General features: G+C 44.1%; 19 protein-coding genes and 1 tRNA gene. 15 read left to right on the forward strand and 5 right to left on the reverse strand.

Annotated features, from left to right (window positions below):
* Positions 1 to 176 precede the first annotated feature (176 nt).
* Positions 177 to 1,010 carry a formyltetrahydrofolate deformylase gene (gene purU, locus L1D37_RS10090; RefSeq protein WP_116872060.1) on the reverse strand — a complete coding sequence of 278 codons (834 nt, stop codon included), beginning with the start codon at positions 1,008 to 1,010 and terminating at the stop codon, positions 177 to 179.
* Positions 1,011 to 1,310: 300 nt separating this feature from the next.
* On the opposite strand from purU, the gene L1D37_RS10095 reads away from it, so the two are divergent.
* From L1D37_RS10095 to rnd, 8 genes are all read left to right on the forward strand, one after another.
* Positions 1,311 to 1,511: a hypothetical protein gene (locus tag L1D37_RS10095; RefSeq protein WP_048664628.1), complete on the forward strand. Its 201-nt coding sequence runs from the start codon at positions 1,311 to 1,313 to the stop codon at positions 1,509 to 1,511.
* 154 nt (positions 1,512 to 1,665) lie between these two features.
* Entirely contained in the window at positions 1,666 to 3,594 is a 1,929-nt protein-coding gene (locus L1D37_RS10100) for an ATP-dependent DNA helicase (RefSeq protein ID WP_239847832.1), read from the forward strand.
* Positions 3,595 to 3,653: 59 nt separating this feature from the next.
* Complete coding sequence (tsaB, locus tag L1D37_RS10105; protein WP_239847833.1) at positions 3,654 to 4,355, forward strand: tRNA (adenosine(37)-N6)-threonylcarbamoyltransferase complex dimerization subunit type 1 TsaB; 702 nt, start codon at positions 3,654 to 3,656, stop codon at positions 4,353 to 4,355.
* Positions 4,356 to 4,427: 72 nt separating this feature from the next.
* Positions 4,428 to 4,733 carry a hypothetical protein gene (locus tag L1D37_RS10110; RefSeq protein WP_017062378.1) on the forward strand — a complete coding sequence of 102 codons (306 nt, stop codon included), beginning with the start codon at positions 4,428 to 4,430 and terminating at the stop codon, positions 4,731 to 4,733.
* A 35-nt stretch (positions 4,734 to 4,768) separates the two neighbouring features.
* Positions 4,769 to 5,329: a Slp family lipoprotein gene (locus L1D37_RS10115; protein WP_176680239.1), complete on the forward strand. Its 561-nt coding sequence runs from the start codon at positions 4,769 to 4,771 to the stop codon at positions 5,327 to 5,329.
* Positions 5,330 to 5,406: 77 nt separating this feature from the next.
* The gene (locus tag L1D37_RS10120; protein WP_239847834.1) at positions 5,407 to 6,258 is read left to right on the forward strand and encodes an alpha/beta hydrolase; all 852 of its coding nucleotides are present in this window, start codon (positions 5,407 to 5,409) and stop codon (positions 6,256 to 6,258) included.
* Positions 6,259 to 6,364: 106 nt separating this feature from the next.
* A complete protein-coding gene (fadD, locus tag L1D37_RS10125) occupies positions 6,365 to 8,059 on the forward strand; it encodes a long-chain-fatty-acid--CoA ligase FadD (protein WP_176680237.1) in 1,695 nt (564 codons plus the stop codon).
* Positions 8,060 to 8,218: 159 nt separating this feature from the next.
* The gene (gene rnd, locus L1D37_RS10130) at positions 8,219 to 9,337 is read left to right on the forward strand and encodes a ribonuclease D (RefSeq protein ID WP_239847835.1); all 1,119 of its coding nucleotides are present in this window, start codon (positions 8,219 to 8,221) and stop codon (positions 9,335 to 9,337) included.
* A 113-nt stretch (positions 9,338 to 9,450) separates the two neighbouring features.
* Here rnd and minE read toward each other — a convergent pair whose 3' ends face one another.
* The 3 genes from minE to minC are packed head-to-tail and all read right to left on the reverse strand — an operon-like array spanning position 9,451 to position 11,217.
* On the reverse strand, positions 9,451 to 9,714 hold the full coding sequence (gene minE, locus L1D37_RS10135) for a cell division topological specificity factor MinE (protein ID WP_004737949.1): 264 nt from the start codon (positions 9,712 to 9,714) through the stop codon (positions 9,451 to 9,453).
* A gap of 6 nt (positions 9,715 to 9,720) precedes the next feature.
* Positions 9,721 to 10,533: a septum site-determining protein MinD gene (gene minD / locus L1D37_RS10140; RefSeq protein ID WP_009848498.1), complete on the reverse strand. Its 813-nt coding sequence runs from the start codon at positions 10,531 to 10,533 to the stop codon at positions 9,721 to 9,723.
* Positions 10,534 to 10,554: 21 nt separating this feature from the next.
* The gene (minC, locus tag L1D37_RS10145; protein WP_239847836.1) at positions 10,555 to 11,217 is read right to left on the reverse strand and encodes a septum site-determining protein MinC; all 663 of its coding nucleotides are present in this window, start codon (positions 11,215 to 11,217) and stop codon (positions 10,555 to 10,557) included.
* Positions 11,218 to 11,436: 219 nt separating this feature from the next.
* Here minC and L1D37_RS10150 point away from each other — a divergent pair, with 219 nt between their 5' ends.
* The 5 genes from L1D37_RS10150 to L1D37_RS10170 all read left to right on the forward strand — a co-directional run bounded on the left by L1D37_RS10150 (position 11,437) and on the right by L1D37_RS10170 (position 17,233).
* Positions 11,437 to 11,727: a YcgL domain-containing protein gene (locus L1D37_RS10150; RefSeq protein ID WP_017062372.1), complete on the forward strand. Its 291-nt coding sequence runs from the start codon at positions 11,437 to 11,439 to the stop codon at positions 11,725 to 11,727.
* Positions 11,728 to 11,757: 30 nt separating this feature from the next.
* Positions 11,758 to 12,756: a lytic murein transglycosylase gene (locus tag L1D37_RS10155; protein ID WP_239847837.1), complete on the forward strand. Its 999-nt coding sequence runs from the start codon at positions 11,758 to 11,760 to the stop codon at positions 12,754 to 12,756.
* A gap of 152 nt (positions 12,757 to 12,908) precedes the next feature.
* Positions 12,909 to 13,829 carry a LysR family transcriptional regulator gene (locus tag L1D37_RS10160; RefSeq protein WP_239847920.1) on the forward strand — a complete coding sequence of 307 codons (921 nt, stop codon included), beginning with the start codon at positions 12,909 to 12,911 and terminating at the stop codon, positions 13,827 to 13,829.
* Between the two features lie 205 nt (positions 13,830 to 14,034).
* Entirely contained in the window at positions 14,035 to 15,234 is a 1,200-nt protein-coding gene (locus tag L1D37_RS10165) for a NupC/NupG family nucleoside CNT transporter (protein WP_017070302.1), read from the forward strand.
* Between the two features lie 184 nt (positions 15,235 to 15,418).
* Positions 15,419 to 17,233 carry a sodium:proton antiporter gene (locus tag L1D37_RS10170; RefSeq protein WP_239847838.1) on the forward strand — a complete coding sequence of 605 codons (1,815 nt, stop codon included), beginning with the start codon at positions 15,419 to 15,421 and terminating at the stop codon, positions 17,231 to 17,233.
* Positions 17,234 to 17,362: 129 nt separating this feature from the next.
* On the opposite strand, the gene folD is transcribed toward L1D37_RS10170, so the two are convergent.
* Positions 17,363 to 18,220 carry a bifunctional methylenetetrahydrofolate dehydrogenase/methenyltetrahydrofolate cyclohydrolase FolD gene (gene folD / locus L1D37_RS10175; protein WP_017629535.1) on the reverse strand — a complete coding sequence of 286 codons (858 nt, stop codon included), beginning with the start codon at positions 18,218 to 18,220 and terminating at the stop codon, positions 17,363 to 17,365.
* A gap of 211 nt (positions 18,221 to 18,431) precedes the next feature.
* On the opposite strand from folD, the gene L1D37_RS10180 reads away from it, so the two are divergent.
* Positions 18,432 to 18,508 (forward strand) — tRNA-Arg (locus tag L1D37_RS10180).
* Positions 18,509 to 19,470: 962 nt separating this feature from the next.
* Positions 19,471 to 21,075 carry a DNA phosphorothioation-dependent restriction protein DptF gene (dptF, locus tag L1D37_RS10185; protein ID WP_239847839.1) on the forward strand — a complete coding sequence of 535 codons (1,605 nt, stop codon included), beginning with the start codon at positions 19,471 to 19,473 and terminating at the stop codon, positions 21,073 to 21,075.
* Positions 21,076 to 21,163 lie beyond the last annotated feature (88 nt).

Raw genomic sequence — 21,163 nt, forward strand, 5'->3', positions numbered from 1 at the left:
GTTTCTAGATAGAGAGCCGATGATTGGACACCGTCATTCCCGATAGCGACGAAGAAGCATAGTCGGGAATCTCTTAAAGCTAGTTTGATCATCAGATACAAAAAACGCGCAATGGCTTAACCCTATTGCGCGTTTTTTATTGAGTTCTAACTGGAAGTCGACCTTAAATTAGCGACTTACAGAATCACAGTCTTGTTGCCGTAAACAAACACGTGATCGTTGATCACCTTGTTTAGCGCCTTACTCAGAACATTCTTCTCTACGTCACGACCCGCTTGCGCCATGTCTTTTGCGCTGAAGTTGTGATCTACTGGAATAACATCTTGCTTAATGATTGGACCTTCATCCAAATCGTTTGTCACGAAGTGTGCCGTTGCACCGATGATTTTCACGCCGCGCTCATACGCTTGTTGGTATGGCTTCGCGCCGATAAACGCTGGCAAGAAACTGTGGTGGATGTTGATGATCTTGTGGTTGTACTTTTCAACAAACCCCGGAGTCAGTACTCGCATGTACTTAGCCAAAACAAGGTAATCAGCCTCGTATTGGTCAATCACTTCTAGCATTTTCTGCTCATGTTCTTCACGGTTTAGTCCTTCGTGTGAAACATGGTGGTAAGGAATGTCAAAACGCTCGGTTAGACTTTGTAGAATGTCATAGTTGCCAACAACGGCTGCGATTTCCACGTCTAAACTGCCATCGAAATTCTTCATTAGAATGTCGCCAAGGCAGTGCGCTTCTTTGGTTACAAGAATCACAACACGCTTGCGAGAAGAGCTCATTAGCTTACGTTTCGCATTCTCTGGCAGCGCTTGGTCTAAATCGGCTAGCAAGGTTTCGTCATTGAAGTAACCCTCTAGCTCGGTGCGCATAAAGAAGTGGCCGCTGGTGTTATCTACGAACTCATTGTTGTGCACAATATTGAGTTGGTGTTTGTAACAAATGTTGGTGATCTTCGAGATGAGGCCTGGGGCATCAGTACAATGTGTTAGTAAAGTTTTTCTTTCCATTTGCATCTTACTTCCATGAAATGTTGCACTTATTATATGAAATCGGGATTCTTCAAATTTAATGCAGGCCGTCGAACGGTGAACTGAGCCGCAATATCACCGTTATAATTAATCTATTATCAAGTTGGTTTCAACAAATTCTGCTGCTCATTTATCGCTTTGATAAATTGTTTGATGTGGAAATATCAGTTTTTAGATAGGAAAACAGGCAGAAGCTTCATTTTTTAAGTTTTGACCGTAGTACGCATTTGAACTTCAACCGAGGCATTTACGCCTTGGCCAAAAATAGAGGTGATACTTATGGATAAAGAGTTACTAGCAAAAAAACTGTACTGCAAGCGAGTGAACTCATTGGCGGGTGGTACGGAATTAGATGGTAATGTTTTAGATGAAATGTGGGAAAGCAAAACCTCACCAACCGATGCTGCGAAAGCCATGCAGCCTTGCGAGAACCAATTTGAAGGTGCCCCTTGGTTGTCGCGTTACCTCAGCCGTAAATAAAACCCTTTCTTTGATTTCTGTTCCTTTCTCTTTTCAGGACGCTCAGACCAAATCAAACTAAACCAAACACCTCCGGTGCGAAGTCATTCTTGATTCGCGCCGGCTCACTAAACCTGCCATAATTCGCCTTCACTTTTTCTAAACTTCGTACTCTATGATATCTAAAACGTTTTCTGCTGATGGCGCTCTGGGCAAAGCAATCCCTGGGTTTCAACCAAGACAAGCTCAGTTAGACATGGCTGAAGCGGTTTCACAAGCTATTGAAAAACAAAGCCAATTGGTTGTTGAAGCGGGTACAGGTACCGGTAAGACGTTTGCTTACTTAGTGCCTGCGCTGCTTAGTGGCAAGAAAACCATCATTAGTACGGGGTCTAAAAACCTTCAAGAACAGCTGTTTCATCGCGATTTACCGCTAATGGTCGATGCGCTTGGCTTTTATGGTCAGGTTGCGTTACTCAAAGGACGTTCTAACTATTTGTGTTTGGATAGGCTGAGCCGTCAAATGATCGAGAGTCATGGCACTCACACCGATCCAACACTGTTAGCGCAACTGGTGAAAGTTCGCAGTTGGTCGTCTGCGACCCAAACGGGTGACTTAGGCGATTGTGATGATATTGCAGAAGATAGCCCAATCATTCCAACAATTACTTCTACTAACGACAACTGTTTAGGCAAAGAGTGTCCAAGCTATACCGATTGCTTTGTGCTTAAAGCGCGTAAGAAAGCGATGGATTCCGATGTGGTCGTCGTAAACCACCACCTGTTTCTAGCCGATTTAGCGATCAAAGAAACCGGATTCGGTGAGCTAATCCCAGAAGCCGACGTGTTTATCTTCGATGAGGCGCATCAGCTTCCCGATATTGCTAGCCAATACTTTGGTCAGTCTGTGTCTAGCCGCCAGATTAATGAACTCGCTAAAGACATCGAAATCGCCTACCGAACTGAAGCAAAAGATATGCGTCAGTTACAAAAAGTAGGGGATAGGCTCGTTCAGTCTGCTGCCGATCTACGCATTGTATTGGGCGACACCGGCTTTCGTGGTAACTGGCGTGAAGCACTAAAGTCTGAGTCGATTGCACGAGAACTTGTTCGTCTACAAGATGCGCTGCAACTGGCCGTTGATGTATTGAAATTAGCATTGGGTCGAAGCCAACTGTTAGACACCGCTTTCGAACGTGCAAACATGATTAAGTCACGCATTGAGCGTGTGTGCGATGTGTCGATTACGGGTTACTCCTATTGGTATGACACAACACCAAGGCAATTCGCTTTGCACATCACACCACTGTCGGTTGCGGATAAATTCCACGAACAAATCGAACTTAAACCGGGCGCTTGGGTGTTTACCTCAGCAACCTTGGCGGTGTCGGATGATTTCGACCACTTTACCTCGCGACTTGGCTTAAAGCCGTCGGCTCAGTTTTCACTGCCGAGCCCATTTGATTATCCGAATCAGGCACGTTTATGTGTGCCTCGCTATCTTCCAGAACCCAATAGCCCGGGTTTGGCCGATAAGCTGGTTCGAATGCTGACTCCTGTGATCGAGCAAAACCAAGGTCGCTGTTTCTTCTTGTGTACCTCGCACAGCATGATGAAAGAGTTGGGCGAGCGATTCCGAGAAACCCTCACGGTTCCCGTTCTATTGCAAGGTGAGACAAGTAAGCAAAAAACCTTAGCCGAGTTCATGGAATTGGGTAACGCATTGCTTGTGGCGACAGGCGCTTTCTGGGAAGGGATAGATGTTAGGGGCGATGCATTAAGCTGTGTTATCATCGATAAATTGCCCTTTACGGCCCCTGATGACCCTTTACTTAAGGCTCGAATCGAGGACTGTAAACTAAAAGGGGGTGATCCTTTTGCACAAGTACAGTTGCCAGACGCTGTGATTACCTTGAAACAAGGTGTCGGCCGATTGATACGTGACAAGCGCGATAATGGCGCTTTGATTATTTGCGATAACCGATTGGTGACTCGCGATTACGGTGGCATATTTTTGGCGAGCTTACCGCCTATCCCTCGTACACGTGACTTAGGGGTCATTAAAGAATTCTTAGCTAAAGACCATTCAACCACTGCTGAGTAATTGGCATTGTTGAGCTTAGCCATTATTTTTAGATTAGATAACGAATATTTGAGACACAAATGAGCGCGAAAATTCTTGCAGTAGATACCGCAACTGAAAACTGTTCAGTTGCATTAGTAATGGGTGACCAGGTGTTCGCACGTAGCGAAGAGGCTCCTCGAGACCATACGAAAAAAATTCTACCTATGGTTGATGAAGTACTGAAAGAAGCGAATGTCGCTTTAACCGATATCGATGCTATCGCGTTTGGCCAAGGCCCAGGCAGTTTCACAGGTGTGCGTATTGGTATTGGTATTGCTCAGGGCTTGGCTTTTGGTGCGGATTTACCAATGATTGGTGTCTCTACACTGGCAGCGATGGCGCAAGGCAGCTACCGTAAATTTGGTGAAACTCATGTAGCAACAGCGATTGATGCGCGTATGAGTGAAGTATACTGGGCTCGTTATAGCCGTGAAGAAGACGGTCGTTGGACTGCGGTTGATGCTGAGTGTGTTATACCACCAAGCGAATTGGCCGCGCAGCTTGAAGCGGACTCTGAAACATGGGCAAAAGTCGGTACAGGTTGGGAAGCGTACGCAGAACATATGGATACACTAGCGATCAACACCAAAGCGTGTGAAGTGCTATTCCCAGAAGCGCAAGATATGGCGTTCCTTGCTCAATTTGCTTACGCAGAAGGCAAAGCGGTTGCTGCTGAAGAGTCTGAGCCAGTTTATCTTCGTGATAAAGTGACTTGGAAGAAACTGCCAGGTCGCGAATAATTTTTACAAGGTTCTGATGCAAATTAGATCTAAATGCGTATTATTTAGATTTGAGAGGGCAGATATTTAGTCATGGTATCAATTAACAACTTACCTCCTTCTTCGATAGGTAGCACGTCTAAGCCTAATCGAATCAAAAAGAAGGAGCAGGCAAAAAAATCTGATGCTAGCACTGCGGTTGGACAACCAACTAAGGTGGCTAATGCTGTTTCCCACTCTATTCGTCAAGTTAAAGAGTCTGAACTCCATAAGGCTCAAATCCAGTATGATCTTCCAGAAGGCCGAGGACGTAAGGCTATGGAAGAGTATATGGATGTAATGAATCAGGCGAAGAAAGAAGAACTTGCAAAGCTTATCGGTGTCGATATCTACATCTAGAGCTTGTTATTAATGCCTGTTTAAGGACCAGAACCATGTCAAATTACTTATCTAAAATTCGCTTAATTGCCCTTTCTCTTGGTATTTTGGTGCTTGCAGGGTGTTCATCACTACCTAGCGAACTCGAAGCAAAATCAGAGCCTGTTATTAGCGATTACCAACAATGGGTCGACCAACTACCGGATGCCAAAAGTGTTCGATTAGGTGGCGTAATATCTAAAGTAACTAACTTGAAAGATAAGACTCGAATCGAAGTCGCTAATATGCCGATTTCTAGTAACGGTAAGCCAGATCTAGACGCAGAACCAAGCGGACGTTTTGTCGGTTATATTGAAGGCTATGTTGAGCCTCTAAGCTTTGCAGAAGGTCGCCTGATTACTTTGGTTGGTCAATCAAGCGGCAGTGAAGATGGGAAAATAGGGGAGTACCCTTATACCTTCCCTGTGATGCAAGTAGACAACCAACGACTTTGGAACATTACGGAGCGCGTTGTTGTTAACGATTTTGCACCAACCTACTACTCGTGCAGAAGTCTACATTGCCGCAGCTTCCAAACGATGCCAAGACAAGGTCGAGTGATACAGGACGTAGAGTAGCTCACTTTGCCGGCTCTTGATTACTAAAGGTTGATTACTAGAGCTTGATTACGCAACCAGATGGAATTAGATGCTTGATGATTGAAAAGTCATACTCCCTTGCGAGCGGGAAGCTTGCAACACAGCAGATAGGCAACCCAGAAACGACCGCTACGACGGTCGTTTTTATTCATGGGTGGTTAGATAACTCCGCGAGTTTCTCTTCTGTTCTCTCTAATCTCGAAACACTTTCCCCCAACTCTCACTTGGTTGCGATTGATCTCTTTGGTCATGGCTTTTCGTCGCATAAGTCGGGCAGTTACTACCCGTTTCACGACTATATTGATGATTTGCACCAGTTGGTGACTAAATTATCGCCAAACAGACTGGTACTGGTAGGACATTCACTTGGTGCATTGATCGCAAGTTGCTATAGTGCCGCCTTTCCTGAAAAGGTGTCAGGATTAATTCAAATTGAAGGTCACGGACCTCTTTCAGAAGCTCCCCAAGAAACGGTTTCTCGCTTGAGAGATGGGGTACTCAGTCGTCTTCGACAGCGAAGAAAGCCTTCACGTCCTCTGGCAAGCCTTGAGGATGCTATTAAGCTGAGAGCTCACGCCAATCAAATCAATGCTGAATTAATTGCTCCTATAGTAGAGCGAGGAATTGTCGAGTTAGATAACTCTTGGCAATGGCGATGCGACCCTAACCTAAAATGTGACTCGTTATATCGAATGTCACAGGCGCACGCTGAAGCGATTATGGCGGCTATTGAATGCCCTCAATTAATAGTTTTAGGGAATGATGGATTCCGACATTTGCAGCATAATCGCTACAAATCAGCCCATAGTCCTCTAAATATAGAGACTGTTCCTGGCGGACATCATTGCCATTTAGAGAGTCCAGAGTTAGTTTCAGAGCTAATTCTTGGTGTAGTTAACAAAATTTAAACAAGTGTTTGAGCCTTTTAGTGCTCATGCACTAAAGCTGTGCTGTAATACCGCAATGATAAAAAGCGGCGAAACAGTCGTCAGCTGATAAACGAGGAGTAACATAGTGGATAAACCTTGGCTTTCACGTTATCCAAGTGACGTACCAGAGACGATCAACCCAGATCAGTACCCATCTCTTGTTGAAATGTTTGAACAGTCGGTACAGAAGTACGCAGACCAACCAGCATTCGAGAACATGGGCTCAATAATGACGTTCCGTAAGCTTGAAGAGCGCAGCCGTGCTTTTGCCGCTTACCTGCAGAATGATTTGAAACTGAAGAAAGGCGATCGCGTTGCACTGATGATGCCAAACCTGCTGCAATACCCAATTGCACTTTTTGGTGTATTGCGTGCTGGTATGATTGCAGTGAACGTCAACCCACTGTACACACCTCGTGAGCTTGAACATCAACTGAACGATTCTGGTGCAAAGGCGATTGTTATCGTTTCAAACTTTGCGAGCACGCTAGAGAAAGTCGTTGATAACACGCCAGTTAAACACGTTGTACTCACCAGCTTAGGGCAAATGCTGCCACGCGCGAAAGGTACAATTGTCGATTTCGTAGTGAAATACGTAAAAGGCATGGTGCCTAAGTATGATCTACCGGGCGCTATCTCTTTCAGAAAAGCACTGCATAAAGGTCGCCGTCTTCAGTATGTGAAGCCGTTTATGGCGGGTGATGACATTGCTTTCCTACAGTACACGGGCGGTACTACGGGTGTGGCTAAGGGCGCAATCCTAACGCACCGCAATATGATCGCGAACGTACTTCAAGCGAAAGGGGCATACGGTCCTGTTCTGCAAGAAGGCCGTGAGCTGGTGGTAACGGCACTGCCGCTTTACCACGTGTTCGCACTGACCGTAAACTGCTTGCTGTTTGTTGAGATGGGTGGTCGAAACCTTCTTATCACCAACCCTCGTGATATTCCTGGCTTCATTAAAGAGCTACAAAAGGTGCCGTTTACCGCGATTACCGGCGTAAACACTCTATTCAATGCACTTGTGAATAACGAAGATTTCCACGAGTTGGATTTCAGTAACCTACGCCTATCTGTTGGCGGTGGCATGGCGGTTCAACGCTCTGTTGCTGAGCAATGGAAGAAAGCGACAGGCATTCACTTGCTGGAAGGCTACGGCTTAACCGAGTGTTCACCACTGGTAACGGGTAACCCATACGATCTTAAAGATTACACTGGCGCTATTGGCCTGCCTGTACCATCAACAGAAGTTCGTATTGTTGATGATGAAGGCAAAGTGGTTGCTAATGATCAAGTGGGTGAGCTGCAAGTTCGTGGTCCTCAAGTGATGCAAGGCTACTGGCAGCGTCCAGAAGCGACCAAAGAAGTGATCGACCAAGACGGTTGGCTATCTACGGGTGACATCGTTAAGTTTGATGACGAAGGCTTGCTGCACATTGTTGACCGTAAGAAAGACATGATTCTTGTGTCTGGCTTTAACGTTTACCCGAATGAGATTGAAGATGTAGTGGCACTACATGGCAAAGTGCTCGAAGTAGCGGCTATCGGTCAACCTCATGAAGTGTCAGGTGAATTGGTTAAGATCTACGTTGTGAAGCGTGATCCTAGTCTAACCAAAGAAGACATCATCGCGCACTGTCGTGAACACCTAACGGGTTACAAGATCCCTAAACTGGTTGAATTCAGAGAAGATCTTCCAAAGACCAACGTAGGTAAGATTTTGCGTCGTGTGCTTCGTGAAGAGAACGATGCTGAATTGGCTAAACGCGCGAGCGAATAATCAGCCAGTTTATGGGTAACCACTACTCTAGAAACCATAGCACGAAAAACCATTGAGGCGCTTAATCTAAGCGAGCGCTGTAAAATGGTGTTAGAATGCCGACAGTTAATGTCGGCATTTTTGTATCCGGCGATCAAATAGAAACCAGTGAGAGTTTTTGTGGATTATCAAATCATTACCCAATTGAAAGACCTTGAGCGAGTTTGCCAACAAGCACGTGAAGCCGATGTCGTTATGCTTGATACGGAGTTCGTTCGTACAAGAACCTATTACCCTCAATTAGGCTTGATTCAGTTATTTGATGGTGAAACGCTGTCACTGATTGACCCTATTGCTCTTGGCGAAATGACACCATTTGTTGGATTGTTGAAAGACGCTTCAGTATTGAAAGTGCTGCACGCTTGCGGCGAAGATTTGGAAGTGTTCCAGAACGCCTTTGGCTGCACACCAACACCAATGGTGGATACGCAAATCATGGCGGCTTTCTTAGGCCATGGCTTATCAACGGGCTTTGCAGCTCTGGTTTCAGAGTTTGTTGGTGTTGACCTCGATAAGAGTGAATCTCGCACCGATTGGTTAGCTCGTCCGCTTTCTCAAAAGCAGTTAGACTATGCTGCGGCAGACGTTCATTACCTCATGCCAATGTACAACAAGCTTCTTGAAAAAGTGATGGAAGCAGGCTGGTGGGAAGCGGCTCAACAAGAGTCTGACCTACAAGTTGCTAAACGTATTCGTAAAGCAAATCCAGACAATGCTTACCTTGATATCAAAGGTGCATGGCAGTTAAAACCTAAACAGTTAGCTATCTTAAGACCGCTAGCGACTTGGCGTTTAAAAGAAGCAATTAAGCGTGATTTAGCGCTGAACTTTGTTTTCAAAGAACAAGACTTATGGGCTGTGGCTCGATTCGCGATGAAAGATCCTAAGCACATGGAACAGGAAGGTTTTGATTACCGTTCTGTACGTCGCCATGGTGCGAAGATCAGCTCAATCGTGAAGTTGGCTGAGCATACGCCAGAAGAAGAGTACCCAGCACCAGTAGAACGTCTAATGGATTACCCTGGCTACAAGCAAATCTTCAAAGTGTTGAAAGATGAAGTGAAAACAGCATCACAACACAGTGGTCTAGCGACCGAATTTTTGGCATCGAAGAAGCAACTTAACCAAGTGTTAAGTTGGGTTTGGAAACACCAACGTAACCCTGAAAAGCTACCTGATGTAATGCAAGGTTGGCGTTTAGATGTGGTTGGCGAAAAGCTGAATAAAGCGATTAAGTAATCTGTTCTTATTATAAGAGTTAGCCACTCACAGATATCAAATGCAGACACAAAAAAGAGAGCCTAGGCTCTCTTTTTTATTTAATCTGCTTACTACTTACAAGATAGCGAAGGTTACTTATCGTCTTCTGGTAGCTTAACGTTCAGCTCCAATACTGAGATGTCGTCATCTTTGTGTTCGAAAGTAAGATCAACCATTGATGGATCTACTTCAACGTACTTCGCAATACACTTCAAGATATCTTCTTTCAGCTGCGGTAAGTACGATGGAGCAGGGTCGTCATGACTGCGGCGCTCAGCAACAATGATCTGCAAACGCTCCTTGGCTAGGTTTGCGGTCGTCTTTTTCTGTGGTCTGAAAAACTCTAGTAATGACATTGCGTATTAGCCCCCGAACAGTCTTTTGAAGATGCCTTTCTTCTGTTCCGTTAAGAAACGGAAGTCCACTTGGCTACCTAGTAGTCGCTCTACAGTATCATTGTAAGCCATACCTGCGTCGGTTGCTTCGTCAAAGATAACTGGAACACCTTTGTTCGATGCGTTCAGTACCGCTTGGCTCTCTGGAATCACGCCCAGTAGAGAGATGTGTAGGATCTCTTCAACGTCTTCAACACTTAGCATCTCACCTTGAGTTACACGTGCTGGGTTGTAGCGAGTCAGTAGAAGGTGAGTTTTCACAGGCTCCAAGCCGTCTTCAGAACGACGAGATTTAGAGTCAAGAATACCTAGAATACGGTCTGAGTCGCGAACAGAAGAGACTTCAGGGTTGGTCGTTACAATCGCTTCATCAGCAAAGTACAACGCCATTAGAGCGCCTTGCTCGATACCTGCAGGAGAATCACAGATGATGAAATCAAAGCCCATTTCATCCAGTTCATCAAATACGCGACGAACACCATCTTTAGTTAGTGCATCTTTATCACGAGTTTGAGACGCAGGAAGAATGAACAGGTTTTCTGTGCGCTTGTCTTTGATCATCGCTTGGTTCAGCGTTGCTTCACCATTGATAACGTTAACGAAGTCGTACACAACACGACGCTCACAACCCATGATTAAATCTAGGTTACGCAGACCGATATCAAAGTCGATAACTGCGGTTTTCTTCCCTTTTAAAGCCAGACCTGAGGCAATAGCTGCACTAGAGGTCGTTTTGCCTACCCCGCCTTTACCTGACGTTACAACGATAATGCGTGCCATTATTTTTTCCTTTTATTTCTCTTATATTGCGAGGACGTCAACGTGTAATACATCGTTTGCCATACTGAACATGGTTTTCTTCTGCCAGTACTCGCTTTCAATTTGATCGCTGAGCCAGTAATTTCCAGCAATGGAAACCAGCTCGGCTTGTAAATCATTACAAATTATTTTTGCTTCAGTTTGACCACTTGCACCTGCAATCGCGCGGCCGCGTAACGTGCCATGAATATGGATGCTGCCATCGGCAATCACTTCTGCGCCTGCACTCACGTGACTTAGTATGAGTAGATCGCTATCTTTCGCGTAAACCTGCTGACCCGAACGAATTGGGGTTCGAACCACTTTAATTGGTGCCATCTTAGCCGGTGCTTGCGATGGAGATTTACTTGCCGTCATGACAGCAAAACCGGCTTCTTTCGCTAGATTCTGCATACGTTTATCAGAACAGCCAGCCACGCCAACCGGGATCATGCCCGCTTGAGATATACCATTTTTCAGTTGCACAAAATCGATATCACCTGCGACTTTACTGATGTTGATAACAACAGGCGCAGCGGCGAAAAACGTGGGTGCTTGGTCTACCTTCTCTTGAAGAAAAGACACTGCATTTTCGACTTGATCATCGGATAAGTGCAAAACAGATAGCGTAAAGCTGCTACCTTTTAGATCTGGGTTACTAGACATCGAAAAACTACAGGACCTCAATAGCGAATTGGTACAATTTCTTTATCAATAAAATAAAGGGCATTGCCTGAAACTAGGTTTATCATGTTATATTCCCAAACCAAGCACAGCAAGTAATCTTGTTGTCAAATGGACGTTTTGTTCCCAATATTTCCCTAACATAAACTATTGATCTCGCAAGTGAGAGTTTTGTAGTCATAATCAATTAAAAGGTTTGTCATGCTGTGTTCTATATATAAAAGCTCAAAGAAAGAAGGAACATACCTTTATATCCCTAAGAAGGATGATTTTTCACAAGTTCCTGACGCATTGATGCAAATGTTTGGTAAACCTAGTTTTGTAATGGTAATTAAAATGGATGGCCGTAAACTGGCTCAAGTGAACATCGAAAAAGTGAAAGAATCACTGAATACCGATGGTTTCTTTTTGCAGGTTCCGCCACCACCAGTTAACGAACTTGAGCTTCATAAAGAGCGTAAAGCTCAACAGAAATCTCAAGACGAAGAGTGATAGCCACCTCAATTCAAGGAGGAGTGATCGTTGAGTAAATTTTCGAAAACCATATTGGCTGTATCAGCATTACTATTGGGTAATAGCCTGACCATTAGCTCAGTACACGCTGAAGAATTGAGCTTCGAACAATATGTAGAAAAACTAAAGCAACAAGGCCGTGAAGAAGGCGTTTCTGAAGCGATCATTGATGAAGCCTTTGATGGTGTAACGTTTAAGCCAAGAGCGGTGAAAGCCGACAAAAACCAACCTGAGAAAAAGCTGACTCTGGATGAATACATTCCACGAGCGGTACCAGATTGGAAAGTGAAGCAAGCTCGCTCTCTTTATAAGAAGCATTACACAGCGCTAAAGCGTATTGGTGATGAATATGGTGTTCAACCAAGATTCATTGTCGCGCTATGGGGCGTTGAGAGTAACTTTGGTAAGTTCACCGGTAACTACAGTGTTATCGATGCGCTAACGACTATGGCTTACGAAGGGCGCAGAGAAGCGTTTTTCCGTAGCGAAGCGATGGCGGCGTTGAAGATACTTGATCAAGGCCATATTGCACCAAAAGAGATGAAAGGCTCTTGGGCTGGTGCTATGGGTCAACCTCAGTTTATGCCAAGCTCATTCTTAGCGTTTGCCGCTGATGGTAATGGCGACGGTAAGAAAGACATTTGGGGCACTGAAGAAGATGTGTTTGCTTCGGCGGCCAATTACCTTAGCCAATCAGGTTGGGATGATAAGTACACTTGGGGCCGTCAGGTTCACGTACCGTCAACCGTGTCTATTGATTTGCAAGGCCGAACTGAAGACAAAGCGAAGTACCTAAAAGAGTGGTCTGAACTTGGTATTAAGCGCTACGACGATCGCCCACTGCCAAGGCTTGATGAAGACATTAAAGCTTGGTTGATTATGCCGGATGATGAAGCAGGTCGTTCGTACCTCATTTACAACAACTACAATGTGTTAATGAAGTGGAATCGTTCTTACTACTTTGCTTTGGCAGTTAGCCACCTAGCAGACAGAATTAAGTTTGATTAGTAGACTTAATTTTATTAGTTGGTATGGCTTACTTTGATAGCAATTGCCCTACCATAGGCAGAACGAACTAAAGGACTCTTCGGAGTCCTTTTTGATTTTATATTTCAGAGATTTAAGAAGGTGGTCTTGTGCTAACAGATAGAGCTGCACAGATGGTGATATTCCATGCGTTGATCAAGCATGAAGGCTTTACCAGTGCTGCAAAAAGCTTGAACGTGTCGGTGTCTCACATCAGTAAGCAAGTTGCGTTGCTTGAAGACTCCATTGGCATCAAGTTGGTACAACGAACCACACGTAGCCTAACGCTAACTGAAGCGGGCGAGGTGTTCTATCAGCACTGTGAACAGCTGTTCAACACAGTAAAAGCGGCTCAAATGGATATGGACAGCCAGAGGGATGACATCTCTGGAATATTGCGTGTTGGGTTGTCGCAGTCATTTGGCACTTTACATATCATCCCTGCGATTGATCAGCTCAGACAGCTTTATCCTCAGCTGAGAATCGAGGTCCACTTGTTCGACTACAAGGTGGATATGATTGAAGAGCGATTGGATCTCTGGATCACCAATAATGAAGATCTGCCAGAAGGTTATATTGCTCAGCGATTAGCGGACAGCCAGTTTGTGGTGGCAGCATCGCCGAATTATCTAATTAAAGCGGGGACTCCACATGTACCTTCTGATCTGATAGACCATAACTGTCTTATCTATCGTAGCCGAGAGCGAGATTACACATCGTGGGCGTTTGATAATGGCCAAGAGAACCTTAGCGTTAAAGTAGCGGGTGATTACTCGGTGGATTTAGCTGAGGCAGTGCGCGATGCAGCGGTGTCAGGGTGGGGCGTGGCTTACTTAGCAACTTACTTAGTCAAAGAAGAGTTTAGAACGGGCAAATTAATCCAAGTATTGCCTGAATGGCGAGCTAGCCAATTAATGCCATTTTATGCCGTGTATCCGAGTCGAAAGAACATGCCGAAGAAGCTTTCTGCAGTGATTGAGTTCATCAAAGATCATATCGGATCGCCGACGTACTGGGATGAAAATCTAAAAACTTGCGTTGAACTGCATCGTTAACTGTTTCCAAATCTATAAATATAATTTCCATATGGAAAAAGTATGGTTTTTAATCAAACTTAATTATTAAAATTCAATAACTTAATTTATATCATTACTCACAGGTGATTACCCCAACATCACGTTAACAACCGCCACTTGCCGCAAACGATTTCCTCTATAGAATGCGTCGCCTTTCCTATCTACAACTTTTAGGTTGACGCACATGGCTTCGCTACTTGGAATTATCACTATTTTAGTTGCCGCTTGGTTACTATCTACGGACAGAAAAAATATTCCACTAAGAACAGTCTCTTTGGCTTTCTTATTACAAATCTCATTCGCGCTATTGGTTCTGTATGTACCAATGGGTAAAGAAGCGTTGAATGCAGCCACAGGTGCGGTATCTAGCTTGATCAACTACGGTCAAGAAGGGATTAACTTCCTATTTGGTGGCCTAACGAATAACGGTTTCGTTTTCGCGATTAACGTTCTAGGCATCATTATCTTTTTCTCTGCACTGATCTCTGGTTTGTACCACATCGGCTTTATGCCAAAGGTGATCAACCTTATCGGTGGTGCGCTGCAGAAGTTCTTGGGCACAGGTCGTGCCGAGTCACTGTCTGCAACAGCGAACATCTTCGTTGGCATGATTGAAGCACCACTAGTAGTTAAGCCTTACTTGAAGCACATGACGGATTCACAACTGTTTGCTGTGATGGTGTGTGGTTTGGCTTCTGTTGCTGGTGGCACGCTAGTGGGTTATGCATCGCTTGGTGTTGACCTAAACTACCTGATCGCTGCTGCATTCATGTCGGCACCTGCTGGTCTATTGATGGCTAAGATCTTAGTACCAGGTAGCGCAGATGACGCTCAAGAAAATATTGAGTCTGATGTTGAGATTCCAAGAGCAACAAACGTAGTTGAGGCAATGGCAGATGGGGCTATGTCTGGACTTCGTATTGCCGTTGCGGTGGGTGCGACACTACTCGCCTTTATCAGTGTGATTGCAATGCTGAATGGCTTATTAGGGATTGTTGGTGGCTGGTTTGGCGTAAACCTAAGCTTCGAACTTATCCTAGGTTATGTGTTCGCACCCGTTGCATGGCTGATTGGTGTGCCATGGTCTGAGGCTGTGGTTGCAGGTTCATTGATCGGTAACAAGATTGTCGTGAACGAATTCGTGGCTTTCATCCAGCTAATGGATGCTAAAGAAGCGCTAAGTGAACACTCACAAGCAATCGTGACTTTTGCTCTATGTGGTTTTGCTAACATCTCAACAATGGCGATTCTGATTGGTGGCTTGGGCAGCTTGGTACCAGAGCGTCGTTCTTTCATCTCACAATACGGCTTTAAAGCAATTTGTGCAGGTGTATTTGCTAACCTAATGAGTGCAGCGATTGCTGGTGTGGTACTTTCTCTGTAGCTAGATGATAAGTACCAAGTGGATGAGTCAGTCACTTTATTTCCCCTATAGTAAAGTGACTGATTAATCACAATAATATTCGGTTAGCACGAAAAAGAGAGCCTATAGTTTAATGACGTAGGCTTTCTTGTTTCAGCAAATAGGTTTGTATCACAGGGTGTGGTACAAATTTTTAGGGGCACAAATGGATTTGTCGATTACTTCTTCTTTGGCGCTAATTGGACTCTTGTCTTTAGCTTGTCAGCTGCTCGGCTGGCGTTTGCGTCTTCCCGCGATTCTCCCTCTTCTTATCGTTGGCCTGTTGTTAGGTCCCGGTTTAAATATCCTTAATCCCGATGTTATTTTCGGTGATGTTCTATTCCCGCTGATTTCATTAGGTGTTGCCATCATTTTGTTTGAAGGCGCATTGACCCTGAACTTTAAGGAAATTAGAGGTCATGGTCGCATGGTGACTCACCTCGTGAGTTTCGGCATGTTGATTACATGGGCATGCATTGTTGTCGGTGCTTACTATTTTGTGGATTTCAGCTGGCCGTTAGCCGCACTGTTTGGTGCCTTGGTGGTGGTGACCGGGCCGACAGTGATTGTCCCTATGCTTCGCAGTATTCAGCCTAAGTCTTCTCTAGGGAGTATCTTGCGATGGGAGGGGATAGTGATTGATCCCATCGGCGCTCTGTTTGCGGTACTGGTTTATGAATACATAGTCTCCTCTGCCGACCCGACAGGGCATGTACTTTCAGCTCTGGGATTAACCCTAGCCATTGGTTTAGGCTTAGGGATCATCGGTGGCCATTTGATTGCCAAGATGCTGCAAGGGCATTGGGTGCCTCACTATTTGCGTAATGTGGCGGTGCTGACGCTAATGTTGGCGGCGTTCTCTTTTTCTAATGACTTGAGTGAAGAGTCTGGCTTGCTAACCGTGACCATCATGGGGATCTGGCTTGCCAATGTTAAGGGCTTGGATATCGAAGACATCATCGAATTCAAAGAAACCCTGACCGTGTTACTCATTTCTGCGTTGTTTATTTTGCTAGCCAGTCGACTCGATTCAGGAACCTTCCTTTCTATAGGTTGGGGCGGTATTGGTTTATTGGCGGTGGTTATGCTGGTGGCTCGCCCGTTAAGTGTGTGGATCAGCGGGATCGGCACGGATCTTACTTCGGCGGATAAATGGTTTTTGAGTTGGATGGCACCTCGCGGGATCGTAGCAGCCGCGGTTTCTTCTCTGTTTGCGATAAAACTGCAAGAGAAGCAATTGATTGAAGGCGCAGATCTGCTCGTGCCCATGGTGTTCTTGGTCATTATCGGTACGGTTGTTATTCAGAGTTTAACCGCAAGCTGGTGGGCGAGAAGGTTAGGTGTGACTCAAGAGAAAGCACAAGGGGTTATCTTCTTTGGCGCAACTCACTTTGCAAGACAGTTTGCCAAGGTGCTAGCGACTCACAACATCAATAGTGTGCTTGCCGATACCAACTGGGAGAGCATTCGTTTGGCGAGGATGGATAATTTGAATGTCTATTTTGGTAACCCAGCCTCAAGCCACGCGGAAAACAATTTGGAATTGGATGGGATAGGGCGCGCGATGATCGTCTCGCCTTATCGTCAAACCAACCCGTTAGTCAGCATGCATTACCAAGATGAATTTGGTGCTAATAAGGTGTTTGAGCTTGAATCATCAGAGACTAAGCATGAAAGGCATCAAGTGAGTCGTGATGGTAATCGAAGTTTGTTTTCGGAAGGGATTACCTACTCCAAGCTCAACTCGTTAATGGCTCAAGGCAGTCAAATTAAGAGCACAGGTTTAACCGAGGCATTTGACCTTAATGAGTTTAATACTCTGTACCCGAAAGCGATTCTACTGGGTGTGATTACTAACGGTGACTTTCGCTTAATTACACAAGGTTCTGAGCTGGAAAAACTGATATCAACCGAGTGCGAGATTATCAGTTTGTTGCCACCGTCAGACCAGACAGAAAAAGTTGAGACTCCAGAAAAATAGCGAGTGCTCTTTATCAAAAGGGATTAGTTTTGTATCTAAAACGAATCGCTTGATATCAAAAAAGCCGCAACGTTCTTCACGTTGCGGCTTTCAATTTATACTGTCATTCGCAGATTTATCGTTCGCAGATTACTTAGAGTGAAATTGCTCACAAGCGATCATGGTGTTTTCGATTAGGCTCGCCACTGTCATTGGGCCAACACCGCCCGGTACTGGCGTGATGAAGCTTGCGCTCTCTTTAGCAACGTCGTACTCAACGTCGCCCACTAGTTTGCCTGACTCTAAACGGTTGATACCAACATCGACCACAACAGCACCTTTCTTAATCCAAGCACCTGGAATGAAGTTAGGCTTACCTACTGCAACCACCACAACGTCTGCTTGACGTACATGGCCTTCAAGGTCTTTGGTGAAACGGTGACACGTCGTCGTTGTACAACCCGCTAGAAGTAGTTCTAACGTCATTGGACGGCCTACGATGTTTGAAGCGCCAACAACAACCGCGTGCTTGCCACGTAAGTCGATGTTGTAACGGTCAAGCAGCGTGATGATACCTTTTGGCGTGCAAGAGCGAAGCTTAGGCATACGCTGAGCCAAACGGCCAACATTGTATGGGTGGAAGCCATCAACGTCTTTCTCTGGCGTGATGCGCTCAAGAACGTGAGTGCTATCGATACCAGCAGGTAGAGGCAGTTGAACCAGAATACCGTCAATCTCTGGGTCTTGGTTCAGTTGGTCTACTAATGTTAACAGTTCATCTTCTGTCGCAGTGGCTGGCAAATCGTAAGATTTAGATACGAAGCCAACTTCTTCACACGCTTTACGCTTACTTCCAACGTAAACCTGAGAAGCAGGGTCTTCACCCACTAAAACAACCGCTAGGCCCGGAGCGCGTAATCCAGCTTCAGTACGAGCTTTTACACGTGCAGCAACTTCAGAGCGAACCGTTTGAGAAATTAGCTTTCCATCAATATTTTGAGCAGTCATGAATTTCCTTAGTATTGATATTCAAGTTAGTGGCTGATGTTTTTGGCGCATTATTCCAGAAAATCTTTTTGATTACCATCAAGCAAACGTTTGCTTTGGTCTATTTTCCAACACTTATATGTTTGTTGCCCTTTTTTTACTCACTTAGATCAGAATGTTACATAAAGCCGTTGCTTTACTGATTCGAATTCGTATAATTCGTTCCTGTAGCGCGCCCTTAGCTCAGCTGGATAGAGCACGTCCCTTCTAAGGATGTGGTCGAAGGTTCGAATCCTTCAGGGCGTGCCATTATTTACGGGGCGTAGCAGGTTAGTACTTGCTACGCCCTTTTTCGTTTTTGCCATTTGTGGTTAAGTATATGGTCAAGTAACGATGAACCTGCACGCCACGAGTTGATACGGTATGAAACATCCCAACGTTAGAGTGCTACCACTCACTCTATATCAAATACCGTCTCTAGGCTTTCCTATCTCCTCCATCTGTCACGATGTACTTTTTAAGTCCTACTAATGCATCCTGCATTAACAATCATTTAAGTTAATCCGATTCAAGGTATCGATCATTATACATGCATGGTGTATACATTTATTATAGATAACTACATGTTTATTATAAGTTTTTATGTTGACCGTTCGTTTTTTGTACTGTACATTTGTTTCAAATAGCGAAACATAGCTAGTATTTGGTACAGATCCATCCTGGAGTCGGTATCAGTAGGTTATGAGAGGTAAAATATGAATGAGCAAACTACTTACTATTAAGGATGTAATTGATACACTTGGTATTAGTCGAACAACTTTCTGGCGCCTTCGTCAGCATCAATCCTTCCCAGTACCGACGATGATTTCTGAGCGCTCCCCAAGGTGGGTTCACGAAGACATACTTGAATTTGTTAAAAATAATAAGCTAAATACGTAAAAGTGCTATTTATATCAGGCTGGCAGGGAGGCTAACTTGATAACATAAGATATGCATATTAGGTTCAGTGCTTCCCTCCCAATGCAACTTAAGAATAACAATGAGTGCTTTCAGTTCTGATGATTAATTGTGCAATTTATTGAATAACCCCTCATTTAAGCATTTCAAATTTAATTTCGTTTACACAATACTTTAAGATATTGAAGTAAAAGGCTAATAATATTTTGCACTACGCTGTATTATTTATACCTTCGGTGTATTGTCCAGCGTTAGGTTCGAGTCAATTCAATAGATATTGCTTTCAACGTAGAGAGAGCGGAAATGAGTAAGTTATGAGATTAAAAGAAGCACTTAGTGTACTGTCGAAGTCATCTCCTTATGCTGTATCAACGGAGAGACTAGAGCAAAGGACAGGGCAACTTGATGACATAAAAGACTATTTATATATCGACATGCCAATTGCAGAAGCTGTTGAAAAGCGAATCTCAAGTTTTTCAGCCGATAAACCGGAAGTTTTATTCCTATGCGGGAGTAGTGGTGATGGTAAATCTGAGCTTTTAACTGCTTGTAAGAAGAAGTACAGAACGCGTGCACATTTCCACTTAGATGCAACGCATAGCTTCGATCCTCGTGAAAATGCGATTCAGACATTGGATAAGGTATTCGAAGAATACTTGTCGCAATCGAAACCCTTAGTTGTTGGGATTAACACAGGGATGCTTGGCAACTACGCTGAAGAGGGTAGCAACGAGATATTCCAATCTACTATCAAGAACTATTTAGAGTCTGGAAATGATGGGGATGGGTTCTATTTTATCGATTTTGAACGCTACCCCAAGTTTGTTATTGATGATTCTGGCTATTTATCGATCTTTGCTGAAAAACTTCTGAAAAAGCTTACAGCTGAAGAAGATAACTTGATACGCCAAATTTTTGATAAAGATAAGTTAGAATGTTCAGACCGAGACTCTCGAAGATTGCAAGCTAACTATGAGCTCTTAAGCCTACCTGCTGTTCAACGTACAGTCATAGATCTTCTGTTTAAAGCCCGTTTGATGAAAGATCAGTTTGTGACAGCTCGTTCCTTGCTAGATTTTATATTCATGTTACTCGCTGGTCCTGGATATCTGTTTGATAACCTTTTTTCTGGCGGGGATAATGAGCTAGCTAACAAGGTTGTTGAGTTTGATCCAGCTCATTTACGAACGAAGAAAATCGATAGATTCATTTTAGCAAATGATTTAGACCTTCCTGATTCCGAGTTTGAGGAATTTAAAAGTCACTTGAAAGAACTAGGCGTAGAAAAGTTAAAAACTAGTCACTCATATTTGAGGCTGTTTTACGTCTTGAAAAATGAAGATTACGCAAACAATTATCACGATCGGTTCTCTCAAGACTTTAGCCAGTCATTGATAGAAGAATACATTAATATATATCAAAAACACCGAGATTATGATAGCCGCGATGATGAGCACCGAAGTGTAATTAGAGATTTTTGCAATAATACTTTACGAACAGCCATTCGAAAGTATAACAATCGTAACGCTCCTAACTTGCTCAAAGGCCACTATTTAATTTCTGAAAAGAATGGATACCAGTTAGTTGCAAAGCTGGATATCAAACCAGATTTAAAAAATGTCCCGAGACAGCCTCCAACTCAGGTCTCTTACTTTACTGCTTGTATTAGTGTAGGTAATGAGAGCCTAACGTTACCCGTTAATATCAACTTATTACAGCTTATGAAGCGAATAGTTGACGGGTATCGGCCAAATAAGCATGACAAAAATACGGTAGTGCTATTGGATGAGTTGGTAGAAGACATATCTAAAATAGCTAGTCAAGAAAAAACACTACACATCATTAATGGTGACCAGCATATCACAGTGGTCGATGATGAAGATGATAAGTATGAAGTGAGTGGTCTAAATAATGATTAAACAAAATCTTACTCCTCCTAGTAACAATGCTTTTAGCTCATTTCTGCCTTTGAGAACGAAGGACAAACACTATAAGTTCTGCTGGCAC

It is taken from the genome of Vibrio sp. Isolate33 (genome assembly GCF_022397895.1).
GTDB lineage: Bacteria > Pseudomonadota > Gammaproteobacteria > Enterobacterales > Vibrionaceae > Vibrio > Vibrio pomeroyi.

Coding starts and splice junctions, on each gene's coding strand:
- minE (WP_004737949.1), bottom strand. CDS start 9,714: ATGTCATTACTAGAGTTTTTCAGACCACAGAAAAAGACGACCGCAAAC.
- L1D37_RS10165 (WP_017070302.1), top strand. CDS start 14,035: ATGGCTTCGCTACTTGGAATTATCACTATTTTAGTTGCCGCTTGGTTA.
- L1D37_RS10100 (WP_239847832.1), top strand. CDS start 1,666: ATGATATCTAAAACGTTTTCTGCTGATGGCGCTCTGGGCAAAGCAATC.
- L1D37_RS10170 (WP_239847838.1), top strand. CDS start 15,419: ATGGATTTGTCGATTACTTCTTCTTTGGCGCTAATTGGACTCTTGTCT.
- L1D37_RS10110 (WP_017062378.1), top strand. CDS start 4,428: ATGGTATCAATTAACAACTTACCTCCTTCTTCGATAGGTAGCACGTCT.
- tsaB (WP_239847833.1), top strand. CDS start 3,654: ATGAGCGCGAAAATTCTTGCAGTAGATACCGCAACTGAAAACTGTTCA.
- purU (WP_116872060.1), bottom strand. CDS start 1,010: ATGGAAAGAAAAACTTTACTAACACATTGTACTGATGCCCCAGGCCTC.
- L1D37_RS10150 (WP_017062372.1), top strand. CDS start 11,437: ATGCTGTGTTCTATATATAAAAGCTCAAAGAAAGAAGGAACATACCTT.
- dptF (WP_239847839.1), top strand. CDS start 19,471: ATGAGATTAAAAGAAGCACTTAGTGTACTGTCGAAGTCATCTCCTTAT.
- L1D37_RS10115 (WP_176680239.1), top strand. CDS start 4,769: ATGTCAAATTACTTATCTAAAATTCGCTTAATTGCCCTTTCTCTTGGT.
- minC (WP_239847836.1), bottom strand. CDS start 11,217: ATGTCTAGTAACCCAGATCTAAAAGGTAGCAGCTTTACGCTATCTGTT.
- L1D37_RS10160 (WP_239847920.1), top strand. CDS start 12,909: ATGGTGATATTCCATGCGTTGATCAAGCATGAAGGCTTTACCAGTGCT.
- L1D37_RS10095 (WP_048664628.1), top strand. CDS start 1,311: ATGGATAAAGAGTTACTAGCAAAAAAACTGTACTGCAAGCGAGTGAAC.
- folD (WP_017629535.1), bottom strand. CDS start 18,220: ATGACTGCTCAAAATATTGATGGAAAGCTAATTTCTCAAACGGTTCGC.
- minD (WP_009848498.1), bottom strand. CDS start 10,533: ATGGCACGCATTATCGTTGTAACGTCAGGTAAAGGCGGGGTAGGCAAA.
- L1D37_RS10120 (WP_239847834.1), top strand. CDS start 5,407: ATGATTGAAAAGTCATACTCCCTTGCGAGCGGGAAGCTTGCAACACAG.